This window comes from Nitrospirillum amazonense (assembly GCF_007828035.1).
Lineage (GTDB): Bacteria > Pseudomonadota > Alphaproteobacteria > Azospirillales > Azospirillaceae > Nitrospirillum > Nitrospirillum amazonense.
In genome coordinates this window covers 93,517-108,499 of record NZ_VITV01000001.1, presented here as the reverse complement: position 1 = coordinate 108,499, position 14,983 = coordinate 93,517, and the positions used below count along the sequence as shown (strand labels likewise).

15 protein-coding genes are annotated in these 14,983 nt (G+C 67.1%); 8 read left to right on the top strand and 7 right to left on the bottom strand.

Translation table 11 applies throughout. The features are described 5' to 3' along the window. Positions 1–31: 31 nt before the first annotated feature. Together FBZ87_RS00470 and FBZ87_RS00465 are read left to right on the top strand one after the other, a co-directional pair. A complete protein-coding gene (locus FBZ87_RS00470) occupies positions 32–505 on the top strand; it encodes an OsmC family protein (protein ID WP_145608287.1) in 474 nt (157 codons plus the stop codon). A gap of 51 nt (positions 506–556) precedes the next feature. Then, complete coding sequence (locus tag FBZ87_RS00465; RefSeq protein ID WP_145608285.1) at positions 557–1,255, top strand: helix-turn-helix transcriptional regulator; 699 nt, start codon at positions 557–559, stop codon at positions 1,253–1,255. Here the strand turns inward: FBZ87_RS00465 and FBZ87_RS00460 are convergent. Further along, the gene (locus FBZ87_RS00460; protein WP_145608283.1) at positions 1,252–1,650 is read right to left on the bottom strand and encodes a hypothetical protein; all 399 of its coding nucleotides are present in this window, start codon (positions 1,648–1,650) and stop codon (positions 1,252–1,254) included. The genes FBZ87_RS00465 and FBZ87_RS00460 overlap by 4 nt on opposite strands. 164 nt (positions 1,651–1,814) lie before the next feature. Here FBZ87_RS00460 and FBZ87_RS00455 point away from each other — a divergent pair, with 164 nt between their 5' ends. From FBZ87_RS00455 to prfB, 4 genes are all read left to right on the top strand, one after another. Continuing rightward, a complete protein-coding gene (locus FBZ87_RS00455; RefSeq protein ID WP_145608281.1) occupies positions 1,815–2,333 on the top strand; it encodes a hypothetical protein in 519 nt (172 codons plus the stop codon). 115 nt (positions 2,334–2,448) lie between these two features. Next, complete coding sequence (locus tag FBZ87_RS00450; protein WP_145608279.1) at positions 2,449–3,102, top strand: OmpW/AlkL family protein; 654 nt, start codon at positions 2,449–2,451, stop codon at positions 3,100–3,102. Between the two features lie 300 nt (positions 3,103–3,402). Then, entirely contained in the window at positions 3,403–4,899 is a 1,497-nt protein-coding gene (locus FBZ87_RS00445; protein ID WP_246134166.1) for a methyl-accepting chemotaxis protein, read from the top strand. Positions 4,900–5,105: 206 nt separating this feature from the next. Next, positions 5,106–6,228 (top strand): peptide chain release factor 2 gene (prfB, locus tag FBZ87_RS00440; protein WP_145608277.1). Its coding sequence is split into 2 segments (ribosomal slippage): positions 5,106–5,174 and positions 5,176–6,228, totalling 1,122 coding nucleotides; the frame shifts between segments, so codons are not numbered across the junction. Positions 6,229–6,316: 88 nt separating this feature from the next. Here prfB and FBZ87_RS00435 read toward each other — a convergent pair. After that, positions 6,317–6,904, bottom strand: a complete 588-nt coding sequence (locus tag FBZ87_RS00435) for a class I SAM-dependent methyltransferase (RefSeq protein ID WP_145608275.1) — start codon at positions 6,902–6,904, stop codon at positions 6,317–6,319. Positions 6,905–7,017: 113 nt separating this feature from the next. Then, a complete protein-coding gene (locus FBZ87_RS00430; RefSeq protein ID WP_211106796.1) occupies positions 7,018–7,560 on the bottom strand; it encodes a GNAT family N-acetyltransferase in 543 nt (180 codons plus the stop codon). Between the two features lie 156 nt (positions 7,561–7,716). On the opposite strand from FBZ87_RS00430, the gene FBZ87_RS00425 reads away from it, so the two are divergent. Then, positions 7,717–8,319 (top strand): hypothetical protein, encoded by a 603-nt coding sequence (locus FBZ87_RS00425; protein WP_145608271.1) that lies wholly within the window; start codon positions 7,717–7,719, stop codon positions 8,317–8,319. A 265-nt stretch (positions 8,320–8,584) separates the two neighbouring features. Here FBZ87_RS00425 and FBZ87_RS00420 read toward each other — a convergent pair whose 3' ends face one another. Both FBZ87_RS00420 and FBZ87_RS00415 read right to left on the bottom strand, forming a co-directional pair. Next, positions 8,585–10,444, bottom strand: a complete 1,860-nt coding sequence (locus FBZ87_RS00420) for a DUF885 domain-containing protein (protein WP_246134165.1) — start codon at positions 10,442–10,444, stop codon at positions 8,585–8,587. Between the two features lie 139 nt (positions 10,445–10,583). Continuing rightward, positions 10,584–11,375: a ferritin-like domain-containing protein gene (locus FBZ87_RS00415; protein WP_425465723.1), complete on the bottom strand. Its 792-nt coding sequence runs from the start codon at positions 11,373–11,375 to the stop codon at positions 10,584–10,586. Between the two features lie 263 nt (positions 11,376–11,638). Here FBZ87_RS00415 and FBZ87_RS00410 point away from each other — a divergent pair, with 263 nt between their 5' ends. Next, positions 11,639–13,693, top strand: a complete 2,055-nt coding sequence (locus FBZ87_RS00410) for a TonB-dependent receptor plug domain-containing protein (RefSeq protein WP_145608267.1) — start codon at positions 11,639–11,641, stop codon at positions 13,691–13,693. Between the two features lie 51 nt (positions 13,694–13,744). Here the strand turns inward: FBZ87_RS00410 and FBZ87_RS00405 are convergent, their stop codons facing one another. Next, entirely contained in the window at positions 13,745–13,951 is a 207-nt protein-coding gene (locus tag FBZ87_RS00405) for a hypothetical protein (protein WP_088873568.1), read from the bottom strand. Between the two features lie 187 nt (positions 13,952–14,138). After that, complete coding sequence (locus tag FBZ87_RS00400) at positions 14,139–14,711, bottom strand: flavin reductase family protein (RefSeq protein WP_145608265.1); 573 nt, start codon at positions 14,709–14,711, stop codon at positions 14,139–14,141. Between the last annotated feature and the right edge of the window lie 272 nt (positions 14,712–14,983).

The window sequence follows — 14,983 nt, the reverse complement described above, 5'->3', positions numbered from 1 at the left end:
GCAACAACCATCAGCCAAAGGGAGCGACATCATGGCCGGCAAGCAACACACCTACCGCGTCACCGTCACCTGGACCGGGAACAAGGGGCAGGGCACGGCCAACTATCGCGCCTACACTCGCGACCATGAGATCCAGGCGGCGGGTAAGCCGATCATCCCCGGCTCCTCCGACCCCGCCTTCCTGGGCGACGCCACCCGCTACAATCCGGAGGAGATACTGGTCGCCTCCCTCTCCACCTGCCACAAACTGTGGTACCTGCACCTGGCGGCCGAGGCCGGGCTGGTCGTCACCGCCTACCAGGACCAGGCGGAGGGCATGATGGTGGAGACGGCGGACGGCAACGGCCACTTCACCCAGGTCACCCTGCGCCCGACGGTGACCATCGCCGCCGGTGGCGATGCGGCGCTGGCCCAGGCGCTGCACGACAAGGCGCATCATTTCTGCTTCATCGCCAACTCCGTCAATTTCCCGGTGGTGACGGACGGGTTGGTGCAGACGGCCTGACGGCGCGCGGGCTATCCTGGCGGTGACCTTGATTCATCCGGACCCGCCGCCTTGTCCCGTTCCGCCCGCCTGCTCGACCTCATCCAGGCCCTGCGCCGCCATCGCCGGCCGGTGACGGCCGCCGACCTGGCGGGGGAGCTGGGGATTTCCATCCGCACCGTCTATCGCGACATCGCCACCTTGGCGGCTCAGGGCGTGCCGGTGGAGGGGGAGGCCGGCCTGGGCTATGTCCTGCGCCCCGGTTTCATGCTGCCGCCCCTGATGTTCGGCGATGATGAGATCGAGGCCCTGGTGCTGGGCCTGCGCTGGGTGGCGCAGCGGGGCGACGGCCCCCTGGGCCTGGCGGCGCAGAACGCCACCGCCAAGATCACGGCCGTGCTGCCGGCCGACCTGAAGGCCCTGGCGGAGGACAGCGGCCTGGTGCCGGTGTCGCTGAAGCCCAGCGTGACGGAACCGCGCGACCTGACGGAAATCCGCCGCGCCATCCGGACGGAGCGCAAGCTGCGCATCGCCTACACCGACGGGCAAGGGCGGGCCAGCGACCGCACCATCTGGCCCTTCGCCCTGGCCTTCATGGAGCGCATCCGCATGGTGGCGGCGTGGTGCGAGACGCGGCAGGCCTTCCGCCACTTCCGCACCGACCGCATCGTCGAGGTGACGGTGGAGGCCGACCGCTATCCCCGCCGCCGCCACGCCCTGCTGGCCGACTGGAAGGCGGAGATGGACGCCATGGACCCGGAGGCCCCTTAAGGCGCCGGCTTCATGCTGTCATAGGTCAGTAGCACCTCGGTATGGCCATCGGCCAGGCGGTGGAACAGGGTGCCGGTCACGGCCACCCGGCGGCCCAGCGGGGGCTTGACGCCCTGGGGCAGCTTCAGCTGAAGGGCGTCGATGGACTCCACGTCCTCATCCGTTTCCGCCGTGCCGCCCGCCACGCAGATCATCTGCGGCAAGGTCAGCACGTAATAGTCCTCATGGGTGACGCCCTTGGCGCCGCTGCGGGTGCCGTGCTGCAGGGTAATCTCCCCCGTCAGGGTCACGGGCTCCGGCTGGTAGGGCTGGCAATCATGGGCCCAAGCGGGGGCCCAGGCAGGGGTAACGGCGCCGGCGGCCAGGCCGGCCAGTATCGGGATCCGTAAAAGCATGCTGTCCCCCCAGGCGGGTATGGAGCTAGGCGCCTATCGAGCGTGCGCGAAAGGCAGGGACCCTACCGCCTGCCGAATGGTTTGGCGAGGGTGGCGATGCTGCTGACAGGATCTGTCAGGGGGTAACGCTAGGATGCAGATCTATCCGTCGATGGAGCGCCGCCATGACCCCCGAAACCGCCCCCGCTTCCCGCTGTCTGCCGCCTGCCATGCCCCTGGCCACCGGTATGCCGGGGTGGGTGTGGGTGGCCTCCGTCGGTGCCATCGGCCGGGGCCGGGCGGCCGGGGACGTGCGCCTGCCGGTCCGCCACGACGGCGTGCTGCGCCGCGTGGCGGCGGGGCAGCGTGTGGCCTGCTTTGCCCCTGACGCCTCGGGTGGCTCCTGTTTCCTGGCGGTGGGCCACGTCCTGCCCGGTGGGACGTATGTCGAGCATGACGCCGCCGGCCGGGCGTGGGCCTGCGTGCCGGTCGCCTATCTGCCGTCGCGGCCGGTGCCGCTGGCCGCCGTGCTGGACGGGGCGCTGGCGGCCATGGGCTGGGGGTTCAGCCTGCCCGTGGGGCTGATGCGGCTGGATGGCGCCGACCTGGACGCCATCGCGGCGGCCCTGGTTGCCGGGGTAGGCGATGATCCAGTCATGGCCTTTCCGCCGGTCCGTATTGCGTCGCTGGAAGATGCTGATTGATACAGGTCAGGGATAGGCGGCCAGAACTCCAATAAAACTCCTCTCATTGAAAAATAAGTGCGGCGCCAAGGTGGTGGAACATTCGCCGGCCGCACTGTTCAAGGAGGGGTAAGTGATGAAGTTCTTGTCCGTCACGGTGGCTGCCGCTGCGCTCTTGGCCGGGATTTACGGTGTGGCCCCGGCGGCTCATGCCTCCGACGCTGGTGATTTTTTGATCCGCGGTCGCGCCCTTGTGGTGGCGCCGGACGTCGGCAGCTCCCTGTCGCTGGGGGGCGCCGGTATTCCCGGCCACACCGACATCAGCACGGCCATCGTGCCGGAAGTGGACTTCAGCTACTTCTTCACCGACAGCATTGCCGCGGAACTGATCGCCGGCACCACGCCGCACAATGTGAAGGCGTCGGGCACGCCGCTGGGCAAGGTGGACCTGGGCAATGTCTGGCTGCTGCCGCCGACGCTGACCTTCCAGTACCACTTCATGCCGCATGAGAAGATCAGCCCCTATATTGGCGTCGGTGTGAACTACACGCTGTTCTACGGCGTCGACAAGGGCGATGCCCTGGGCCTGAAGTACGACAACACCTTCGGCTACGCCTTCCAGGCCGGCGTCGATTACAAACTGGACGACCACTGGTCCCTGAACCTGGACCTGAAGAAGCTGATGCTCAACACCACGGCCACGGTGAACGCCGGCCTGGGCACGCCCATCAAGGCGGACGTTGACATCAACCCCTGGCTGGTCGGCTTTGGCGTGGGCTACCGCTTCTGATGCGCGCATCATTCTATTGGTTGTCGAAAGGCCGGGCCGTCCCACCACGCGTGGGGCGGCCCAGCCGTTTTTGATGCGGATCGTTAGCAGTAAAATGAGTTCAACTGTAAGGTGATCCAATCCTTCAGGTTAGTAATGAATGGCATGTGAATGACATGCTAAGTGCCTGAATTTAAACCGTTAACCAAGGTATTTGTAGTCTGTGCATTTAAGGGAAACTTAAGGATACGGCCCTAATTTTTTGCATGTCCGGTCGGGTAATCCTGACCACGCGCAATAATCAGAAGATCGGGGTCGATCATGATGAACGGGTTGTTTTCACAGGGTGCGGGCTCTGATCTGAAGTCCATTCTGGATGCTGTCAACCGCTCCCAGTCCATCATTGAATTTAAACTCGATGGCACCATCCTGACGGCCAACGAGAACTTCCAGAAGGCCATGGGCTATACCCTGGCGGAGATCCAGGGCCGGCACCACAGCATGTTCGTGGACGCGACCTACCGGAACAGCGACGAGTATCGGAACTTCTGGGCCAGCCTAGCCCGCGGTGAATTCCAGACCGCCGAATACAAGCGCGTGGCCAAGGGCGGCCGGGAGGTCTGGCTGCAGGCGACCTACACCCCGGTGTTCGGCATCACCGGCAAGCCGGTGAAGGTCATCAAGCTGGCGACCGACATCACCGAGCGCCGGTCGCGGAACGACGACCTGTGCGGCCAGTTGAAGGCCATCCACAAGAGCCAAGCCGTCATCGAGTTCAAGATGGACGGCACCATCCTGACGGCCAACGAGAATTTCCTGAACGCCTTGGGCTACAGCCTGGCGGAGATCCAGGGTCAGCACCACAGCATGTTCGTGGACCCGGCCTGCAAGGCCAGTGACGAGTACCGCCGCTTCTGGGCGGCGCTGGCCCGGGGCGAGTTCCAGTCGGCCGAATACAAGCGCCTGGGCAAGGGCGGCCGCGCCGTGTGGATCCAGGCAACCTACAATCCCATCTTCGACATCAGCGGCAAGCCCTACAAGGTGGTCAAGTTCGCCACCGACATCACCGAGCAGGTCGAGGCGCGCGACCGCCGCGCCGCCACGCAGAAGGTGATTTCCCAGGACCTGAACGGCCTAGCCGGCGCCATGACCGTGACCGATGAGCAGGTCAGCCACGCCTCCAACGCCGCCTTGATCGCCTCGGGCAACGTGCAGGCCATCGCCGGCGGCGCCACCGAGCTGGTGGCCTCGATCGAGGAGATCAGCCGCCAGATGGCGGAAGCCTCCAAGATTTCCGAGGACGCGGTGCATCAGACGGACCGGACCAACGCCTCCGTCTCCGGCCTGCTGAGCGCCGCCCAGCGCATCGGCGAGGTGGTGAAGCTGATCAGCGACATCGCCAGCCAGACCAATCTGCTGGCTCTGAACGCCACCATCGAGGCGGCGCGCGCCGGTGAGGCCGGCAAAGGCTTCGCCGTCGTCGCCAGCGAGGTCAAGGCCCTGGCCAACCAGACGGCCAAGGCCACGGGCGAGATCGCCGAGCAGATCAGCACGGTGCAGCTGGCCACCACGGAATCGGCGAGCGCCATCCAGGGCATCGGCGGCATCATCAACCGCATCAGCGCCATCTCCGGCGCTATGGCGGCGGCGGTGGAGGAACAGAACGCGGTGGCCCGCGACATCTCGTGCAACATGCAGACCGCCGCCGACGGCGTCTCCAGCATCAGCGAAAGCCTGACCAAGATCGCCGACGCCACCAATGGCGCCAACGCCTTGACCCGCCGGATCAACGAGGCCTCGCTGGCCATGGTCGGCTGACGACCCCCACCTTGTTGACCCGGACCTTGAAGGGCGTCCCCTCGGGGGCGCCCTTTTTTGTCACGTGACCCTTTTTGCACGTGACCAGGGGGGGCGGGCGTCGCAAGGCCCTCCATCGAAATGCAGGGTTTTAATCGGGCGTCCAAGCGGTTATCTAAGCGGTCCGTTACAAGACCATTTTATGACCCGAGACGAGGAGGACCGCGATGCGGGCCGAGATCGAGGCGGTCGTCGAGGCTGTGCGACAGTCCTTGACGCTGCTAAGGAGGCATCTTTGACTGGGAGAATGCCCTCCGCCGCTACGACGAACTGAACGCCCTGTCGGAAGACCCCAAGCTGTGGGACGATTCCGACCGTGCGCAGAAGATCATGCGGGAAAAGACCCAGCTTGAGACCGCCATCGAAGGCTATCGCGCGCTGGAGCGCGACCTGAACGACGGCATCGAGCTGATCGAGATGGGTGAGCTGGAAGGCGACCAGGAGATCATCGCCGACGCCGAGCAGGGCCTGGTCGCCCTGCAGAAGCGCGCCGCGGCCCTGGAGCTGGAAAGCCTGCTGTCGGGTGAGGCCGACGCCAACGACTGCTATCTGGAAGTGAACGCCGGCGCCGGCGGGACGGAGGCCCAGGACTGGGCCCTGATGCTGCTGCGCATGTACAGCCGTTGGGCCGAACAGCATAAGTTCAAGGTCGAACTGCTGGACGAGACCAACGGGGAAGAGGCCGGCATCAAGTCGTCCACCATCCAGATCAAGGGCCACAACGCCTATGGCTGGCTGAAGACGGAATCGGGCGTGCACCGCCTGGTGCGCATCAGCCCCTTCGACAGCCAGGCCCGCCGGCATACCAGCTTCTCCAGCGTCTCCGTCACCCCTGTCATCGACGACAAGATCGTGGTGGAGATCAACGAGAAGGACGTGCGGGTGGACACCTACCGCGCCTCGGGCGCCGGCGGCCAGCACGTGAACAAGACGGACTCGGCCGTGCGCCTGACCCACATGCCCACCGGCATCGTGGTCGCCTGCCAGCAGGAACGCAGCCAGCACAAGAACCGGTCCAAGGCCTGGGACATGCTGCGCGCCCGCATCTATGAGATGGAGCTGCGCAAGCGTGAGGAGGCCGCCGCCAACCTGGAAGCGCAGAAGACGGAGATCGGCTGGGGCCACCAGATCCGCTCCTACGTCCTGCAGCCCTACCAGATGGTGAAGGACCTGCGCACCGGGGTCGAAACCAGCCAGAGCGGGGCCGTTCTGGATGGCGACATCGACGAGTTCCTGCAGGCCGCCCTGGCCCACCGCATCAAGGGGCAGGGCGATGAGGCGGAGGCGTAAGCCGCAGTCCGCCTATGTTGTTTTGATAACGTAATAAAGGGCCGGCGGAGCGATCCACCGGCCCTTATCATTTTCAAAGGAGCCCTTTTCAGAACCGCGCGACCAGACGGTGGATGGTCTTGCCGGAGGAGGCGCTGGTGGCCTCCTCATCCAGCTGCAGGGACGCACCGGCCAGCGCCTCCCGCACCAGGCGGCTGTCGAAGGCGGCATAGAGGCGCCCGGCGCCGTCGCGCGCGTCGGCGCCGCGGGTCACCCGCCAGCTGAGATAAAGGGTGCCGCCCGGACGTACCAGGCTGGCCAGGCGACGGACGGCGGGCGCGACCAAGCCGGCGCCCAGGTGCATGATCACCGTTTCGCACAGCACGTTGGCATAGCCGTGGTCGGGCAGCCCGGCCAAGTCGGGCAGGCTGGCGGCGTGGAAGTCCAGCCCGGGGTAGCGGGCCTGCGCCTGCGCCAGCAAGCCTTCGGAGGCGTCATAGCCCACGGCCGGATAGCCGTTGGCCGCCAGCCACGCGACCTCCCGCCCGCTGCCGCAGCCGATGTCGACCGTGGGCTGGCCGGGCGTAAAGTGCCGGCGGATCAGATCGTGCAGGTCCGATGGCGCCGGCTGGCTGTGCCAGTCCTCGGCGTAGGCCTCTGCGGCGGTGTCGTAGGCGGCAAGCGTCCGCTGATCCATCCCATTCCCTCCAAGGCGCCCGATGCCGCTGTGCTGTGGCGGGCGGATAGCGCTTACGCCGGCTGCGGCGGCGCGTCCAGGTCTTGTTGCCGGCCGGCCATCCAGCCGGCGGTTTAAGCGCGGCGCTTGCGGTACAGCACGTGGCGGCGCAGGGGGTGGCCTTCAGCCAGGCGGGGATGGTCGAAATCCTCCGCCGGGTCGTGGGCCATGCCCAGCCGTTCCATGACGGCGCGGGACCGGCGGTTGGCCGGCACGGTCAGGGCCACCACCTCTGGCAGGTCAAAGCGGGTGAAGGCCGCGTGCATCACCGCCCGCGCCGCCTCGGTGGCATAACCCCGCCCCCAATGCGCGCTGGCCAGCCGCCAGCCGATCTCCACCGCCGGGGTGAAGGCGGCCTCGAACCCCACGGTGCCCAGCCCGACGAAGCCGATGAAGGATGCCACCCCCGGCACCTCCACCGCCCAATAGCCGAAGCCATGCTGGACGAAGTGTGCTTGCACGCGATCGACCAGGGCGTCGCTGCCGGCGCGGTCCAGGGGGGTGAGGAATTCCATCACCCGGGGATCGTCCGCCAGGGCGGCGAAGGCGTCACGGTCGGTCGGCAGCCAAGGGCGCAGCAGCAGGCGTGCGGTCTTGAGTGTCGGGATCTCAGGCATGGCATCCATCTTGGGCGGGCCTCCGGGCACACGATACAACACACGACACAAAATGACGCGGCAGGGCCGGATGGGGCCACCATCTTACCGACACAAATCAGGCGCAGGCGAAGAAGTCTTTCGTCTTGGGGTGGAGAGGAAACCGTGCGCGCTCTGATGTTGACCATACTGTTGGGTGTCGGCCTGTCGACGATCGCACAGGCGGGGACGGCGCCGTCCGATGATTGGGGGGATGTTCCGGTTCCCGCCGGTGCCACGGTGCGCCTGGGGCGGGATGCCAGGGGAAACGAGACGCGGGAAATCACCTATGCCGGCGGTGTCGTCGCCCACCAATGGCGGGATGGCAGCAGCAAGCCGCAGACGGTGATGGAGGATCGCAGCGGCCACGGCGCCGTGCTGTGCCTGCGGGGAATCTATGTCGCCTTGCGCGAGGGGTTGGATACCTGCCGCCAGGACGGGGATGACGCGCTGCGCCGCTTCATGGATGAGGGCCTGGACCAGATCGACGACTTCGTGGTCGCCAACAGCTTGACGCCCATCACCAAGGACGCGTTGAAGGCAACGGAAGAGGCGCGGCTGAAAAAGCAGCGGGACGCTGCCGCCTTGCGGGGACCGGAGGCCCAGGCCAAGATATGTGGTGGTGGCGACGCCCAACGCATGCTGGGCGGTCTGCGATCCGCGTCGCTGGACAAGTTGCGGGCGGAATTGGTGGCGGCGCTGTCGGTGCCCCGGCCGCCGGTTTCCAACCCTTGCCTGTAGGGCACGAAAGCGGCCAGGGCCAGAACACGAAGGGGCGGCCCCGGATCGGGATGCCGCCCCCACGCATGCCGTGAACTGCCAAAGCTCTCGTCGGATTGGGCGCCACGTTTGGTTGGGCCACCCTTACGCCTTATACGCGGCACCGTGCAACGACCCGGCGCCACGTACCATCAGTTTGTGTGATAATATGACGCATACCCGATATGGCGGGGACGGCAGGCTATCTGGCATGGCCGTCCCAAATCCGGGGCAACTGAAATCGATCTCAGGCGGTACGCTTCACCCAATCCTGCACCAGCGCCTCCAGCACCGGCAGGTTGACCGAGCCCGAGGTCAGCACCGTGTCGTGGAAGGCGCGGATGTCGAACTTGGTGCCCAGCTTGGCTTTGGCGGCCTCGCGCAGTTCCAGGATCTTGTTCATACCGATCTTGTAGGCCAGCGCCTGGCCCGGCCAGACGAAGTAGCGCTCGATCTCGGTGATGTTGTCGTGCTCGGGGTTGGCCGTATTGTCGTTCATGTAGGCGATGGCCTGTTCCCGCGTCCATCGCTTCAGATGGATGCCGGTGTCCAGCACCAGGCGGGCGGCGCGGAACAGTTCGGAGGCGATGCGGCCGGCGTCCGAGTACGGGTCCTGGTAATAGCCGTACTCCTTGGGGAAGCGCTCGGCATACAGGGCCCAGCCCTCACCATAGGCGCTGTTCCAGATGAAGCGGCGGAAGGTGGGCAGGTTGGCCATCTCCTGCGCGATGGCGATCTGCATGTGATGGCCGGGAATGCCCTCGTGATAGGCCAGGCTTTCCAGCATGGGGATGGGGTTGACCGACATGTCGTACAGGTTGGTGTAGAACACGCCGGGCCGCGACCCGTCCGGCGACGCGGGCTCATAAAAGGCGCTGGCCGTGGCCTTCTCGCGGAAGGGCTCCACCGCCTTCACCACGATGGGGGCCTTGGGCTTGGTCAGGAAGAACCGGTCCAGGTCCGAGCGCATCCTGTCGATGATGTCGGTGGCGCGCTTCAGCAAGGTGGCGCGGCCCTCCGGCGTGGCCGGATCGAAGAAGCGCTTGTCGGTGCGCAGGTAATCGAAGAAGGCGCGCAGTTCGCCCTTGAAGCCCACCTTGGCCATGATGGCGCGCATCTCGTCCTGCAGCGCCGCCACCTCCTTCAGGCCCTGGGCGTGCACGGCCGCCGGGTCCAGGGGCAGGGTGGTCATCAGCTGTACTTGTGAGCGGTAGAAGCGTTCGCCATCCGGCAGGGCCCAGACGCCGTTGCTGGTGGTGGCCTTGGTCTCCAGCGCCGACACGGTGCTGATCAGCTTCTGGAACGAGGCCTGGACCTGGCCGGTCAGGGCCTTTTCCGCGGCGGTGATCAGGCGGGCCTGCTCGGCGTCGGCCAGCTTTAGCGCCGTCACCTTCTCCGTGAAGTCGGCCAGCAGGGGGCTGCTTTCGGTGGCGCCGTTCGTGAACGGCTTGCCGGTGATGACGTTGCGCGCCGCTTCCAGGATGGATTTGAAGGCGAAGGCCGGCGGCAGCACGCCCATGTCGGCCTGCTTGCCGATGCGGGCGATGTAGGCGTCCATCAGCGGGGCGATGCCCACCAGGCGGGCCACATAGTCCTCCGCGTCCTGCGCGCTGCCGACGGCGTGGTAGGTGATCAGGAAGCTGGCGATGTCGGTGTGGGGGCCGGTCAGCTGGCTGATGACATAGCTGTGGTTGCGCCAGGGATATTGGGTGATGGTCTGCTGCAGCTCATTCTCGAACAGCCGGGCGCTGACCTGGGCGCCGGGCGACAGCTCCGACACCTTGAAGCCCTTCAGGGTCTTCAACCGCTGTTCGGCCAGGTGGAAGCTTTCCAGCAGGTGGGCGTCGTCGGGAATGGTCCATTTGTCGTGCGGGCCCGGCAGGCCCAGCACGGTGCGCTGCTGCGGGTCGCGGGCCAGATCCTCGTTCCAGCAATCCTCGAAGAACGCGTTCAGCGCCTTCTCCGTCTCCGACGGCTCCGCGGCGGCAGCGGGTTGGGCGATCAGCCCGGGGGCGGCCGTCAGGGCCACGAGGGCGGTACCGGCCATCAGGCCGCGGCGCAGCAGGGTACGGCGGGTCATGGTCTCACGGGAGGAGGAAGCGGTCATGGGGGTTTTAATACCGTGATGGGGCTGGCGACCAGCGGAAGGCGGGAACCGGGCATAGGCCCAGCCGGATGGCGCGGATGGTAGCAAGGGCGATGGGCACCGCCCAAGATGAGTTTGTTACCGAATGGTAACGGGGTGTTCAGTCCGGGGATGCCCCGCCGGTCAGGATGGTTTCCGGGGGCGCCAGCGGCTCGTACCAGTCGGGCGGGAAGTCGGCGCGGATGCGGCTGGCGTCGTTGAAGGGTCGCTTGATGTCGCCCTTGAAATACTGGCGTACCAGGGCACGCCAATGCTCCGCTGGCTCCTCCCCTGCGGCGGCAGCGATGACGCCGAACCAGCGGCGGCCGGCGGCGACGTGACCGATCTCCTCATCATGGATGATCTGCAGTACGGCGGCGCTGTCCTCGTCCCCCACCTTCTTCAGGTTGGCGATCATCATGGGCGTCACGTCCAGGCCGCGCGCCTCCAGCACCATGGGCACCAGGGCCAGGCGGGCGGCCAGGTCGTGGGCCGTGACCTCGCTGGCCTGCCATAGCCCGTCGTGCGCCGGCAGGTCGCCGTACGCCGCGCCCAGCGTGGCCAGACGGCCGGCCAGCAGCCCGTGGTGCTTGGCTTCCTCATCCGCCACCGTCACCCAGTCGTCCTTGAAGGCGCGGGGGGCCGGCCTGCCATCGGGGAAGGTGGTGAAGCGGGCGACGATGTCCCAGGCGAGGTCGATGGCGTTCAGCTCGATATGGGCCAGGGCGTGCAGCAGGGCCACGCGGCCCGCCACGCTGCCGGCCTTGCGCCGCTTGGGCATGTCGCGGGGCAGCTTCAGTTCCGGCCGCTCCGGCCGCGCCGGCCGGTCGGGTGGGATGGGGCCGGGAAGATCCGACAGCAGGCCTCGCGCCCAGGCGGCGGCATAGGTCTGGGTCAGCCGCACCTTTTCCATTGGCGCCGCCGTGGTCAGCACATGAAAGGCGGCCGCTGCGAGGCTGGGGGGCAACGGTTGCTCGGCTGAACCATCTTGGAATGGTTCTAAAGTATCGGCCGAAGCAGGGTCTGGAACATGGTAGGGTGCCATGGCGTTTTTGGACGCCATCCGGTGGGGGGAAGTCAAGGGGCCCGCGCCCCCCATCGGGATTTGACAGGGCCCCGGGCGGCATTTAAGCCGTCGGGCCCCGGACATGGGGGCAATGCGGGGAGTAAATCGTCATGAGGCGGGCGGGGATCGCGCTGGCGGCGGCATTGTTGCCGGCGGCCGCGTGGGGGGCGGGGGATGCGGACCAGCTGCCCACCATCATCGTCACCGGCCGGGTGCCGCCCGACGCCGCCACCGAGCGCATCTACGGCACCCTGCAACTGGACAGCACCTGGCTGGACGCGGCACCCGAGCGGCGGCTGGATGAGGCGCTGCGCAGCGTGCCCGGCTTCTCCCTGTTTCGCCGGACGGGCAGTACCAGCGCCCACCCCACATCGCAGGGCATTTCGCTGCGCGCCCTGGGACCCAACGGTGCCGGGCGCACCCTGGTGCTGGTGGACGACATCCCGGTCAACGACCCCTTCGGCGGCTGGGTGTACTGGAGCCGCCTGCCCACCGCCGCCGTCGCCAGTGTGGCGGTGACGGAGGGCAGCGGCGCCGGCCCCTGGGGCAACCAGGCCCTGGACGGCGTCATCCGCATCACCACCAAGCCGCTGCAAGGGGGCGAGGTCCGTGCCGGCAGCAATGGCCTGGCGGAGGGCACGGCCGGCGCCGCCGCCGGTGGCGTCTCGGTCCTGGCGCACGCCAGCCGCAGCGACGGCAGCTATCTCGTGCGGTCCGACCAGCGCGGCCCCATCGACACCCAGGCCGGCTGGGATGACGCTTGGGTGGATGTCAAGGCGCAAGGCGATGCCGGGCCGTTGGCGCTGGCCGGCACCCTCTCCGCCTTCCATGAGCACCGCGGCAACGGCACGCCCCTGCAGGAGAACGGCACCGACGCGCTGGAGGGCAGTCTGCGCCTGGCGGATGAGGATGGCCCCCTGGGCCTGCCCTGGCACGGCACGCTTTACCTGCGCCGCTATGTCTTCAGGAACAGGTTCTCCTCCGTCAACGCCACCCGCACGGCTGAAACGCCGGCCCTGGACCAGTACCGCGTACCGGCCACGGCCGCCGGGGGATCGCTGTCCACCATTGTGGAGGAGGGGGGTGGCCGCCGCACCGTGCTGGGTGCCGACCTGCGCTGGGCCGAGGGGGCGACGCATGAGCGCTTCCAGCCCGTGGCCGGGGTGTTCCAGCGCGATCGCGACGCCGGCGGCGATCAGGTGGTGGGCGGCGTCTATGCCGAGCAGACGTGGCCGTTGACGCCGGTTGTCGACCTGCACGGCGGCGTGCGCCTGGATGGTTGGAGCACGGGCGACGGCCACCGGGTGGAGCGCTCTATCCAGACCGGCGCCGTGACCCGGAACGACCACTACGATGACCGGGGTGGCGTCCTGCCCACGGCGCGGCTGGGCGCCGACTGGCGACCCCTGTCGGATTGGACCCTGCGCGCGGCCGCCTACACCGGCTTCCGCCTGCCCACCATCAATGAACTCTACCGCCCCTATCGCGTGGGCAACGACATCATCGAGGCCAACGCCCAGCTGAAGCCGGAACGCATGGTGGGCGCGGAGGCCGGGGTTACCTGGGCGCCGGCGCATGGTCCCACGGTCAGCCTGACCGCATATCACGACGGCGTGACCGACGCCGTGGACAATGTGCTGATCACCACCAAGCCGGGGACGGTGCCGGGCTTCGGCGTGGTGGTGCCGGCCGGCGGCACCTTCGCCCAGCGCCGCAACCTGGACCGGGTGCGCGCGGAGGGGGCGGAGATGCGGGCGACCTGGGCCCTGGACCCCACGCTGGATGCCACCTTGGGCTATCTGTGGAGCCGGTCGACGGTGCTGCGCGCCGATGGCTTCGCGGCGCTGGTGGGCAAGCGCCTGGCGCAAAGCCCGCTGCACACCGGCACGGCGGACCTGACCTGGACGCCGTCGTCCGCCTTCACCACGGCGCTGCGGGTGAAGGCCAGCGGCCAGCAATATGAGGATGGACTGAACAGCCGCTCGCTGGCGCCCACGGTCACGGTGGACCTGTCGGGCACCTGGCGGATATCGGATTATCTGGCGGTTTTTGCCACGGCGGAGAACCTGTTCGACCGCACGGTGGAATCAGGACGCCGCATCGATGGGCTGGTGGCGATCGCCCCGGGGCGGATTATCTCCGGCGGGGTACGTGTTGACTGGTAATGCGCGTCAACTGGTAGGCAAATGAAGGACTGTCGCGGCGCGTCGGAATACTTAGCGCGGGGTGACGGCGCTGGAGGGCTGCTGGTTCACGTAGAACTCGGCCGGGAAGGCGGGTTTATAGTAGTGGCCGGCCTTGACCAGGGCGCGTTCGTGTTCCGAACGCATATAGCTGATCACCGGCAGGGACCAGGCAATGCTCAACAGCAGCACCCACAGGCTCAAAGTGACCAGGCGATCTTTATTGAACACGGCGGTCATGGTCCTTACTCCTAAACTTCCCAAACCATCGTCCTTTATTGTGGAAGGATTAAGGCGGGAAGCAGCGCGTTGCGGCTCATGACGTTATTTTTACGCCCGGGAAGATGAACAGGTTGCTAACGACTGGGGCAGCGCTTCTGAATTTTTTGCACAGGCTGATGGTTAAGCCATCGCCCGGGTGCAGGCCTCAGCCCCTGACGGGCTCGCCGATGGCGTAGAAATGGCCGCCGGCCACGTGGTGCAGGCTGCGCCAGGCGGGATCGGCCACCTCGTACATCCAGTGCCCGTCCCTGAAGACGCGGGCGTCGGCCCAAGCGGCCACCACCTGGCCGATGAACAGGTCGTAGGTTTCCTGATTATGCGGCTCGGGAATGACGCGGCAGGACAGCCAGGCGGCGCAGCCGGCGACCAGGGGCGGGACGTGTCCCGCCATGCGGAACAGCTCCACACCGTGGCGGGCCAGCTTGTCGGGGGCGTCTGCCAGGCTTTCTCCGCCGACGCCGCGGGTCAGGTTCGCTTGCGCCCGCGTCGGCACCTGCAGGGCGAAGGCGCCGCTGCCCTCCACTAACGCGCGGGTGGCAGTGGCCTTGTCCAGCACCAAGGTGACCTTGGGCGGGTCGAAATCCAGCGGGCAGGCCCAGGCGGCGGCCATGACGTTGTCCTTCCCGCCATGGTGGGCCGACACCAGGACGGTGGGGCCGTGGTTCAGCAGGCGATAGGCCTTGGCGAGGTCGACGGGCTGGATAGGGGCGATTTCCAAGGGTCTGCCTCTCTGGCGGTGGGCTGCGCACGGCAGAGGTAACCCATCCGATGGCCGACGTCATCGTTGATGGGCGCGCCGCTGCGCGCTTAACGGGAATCTGCGCAAAGGCGGGCGGAAGAATAAGGGAAGAAGGAAATAAGCGGCCCTTACCGTACGGTTGTGTGGCCGGCGACGGGGCCCCCTGCCGCCGGATGGGTATGGATAACATGCCGACACAGGGTGGGGTTCACGAAGCCCTATTCCCGGCAGGATATGGAAGGAAAATAATT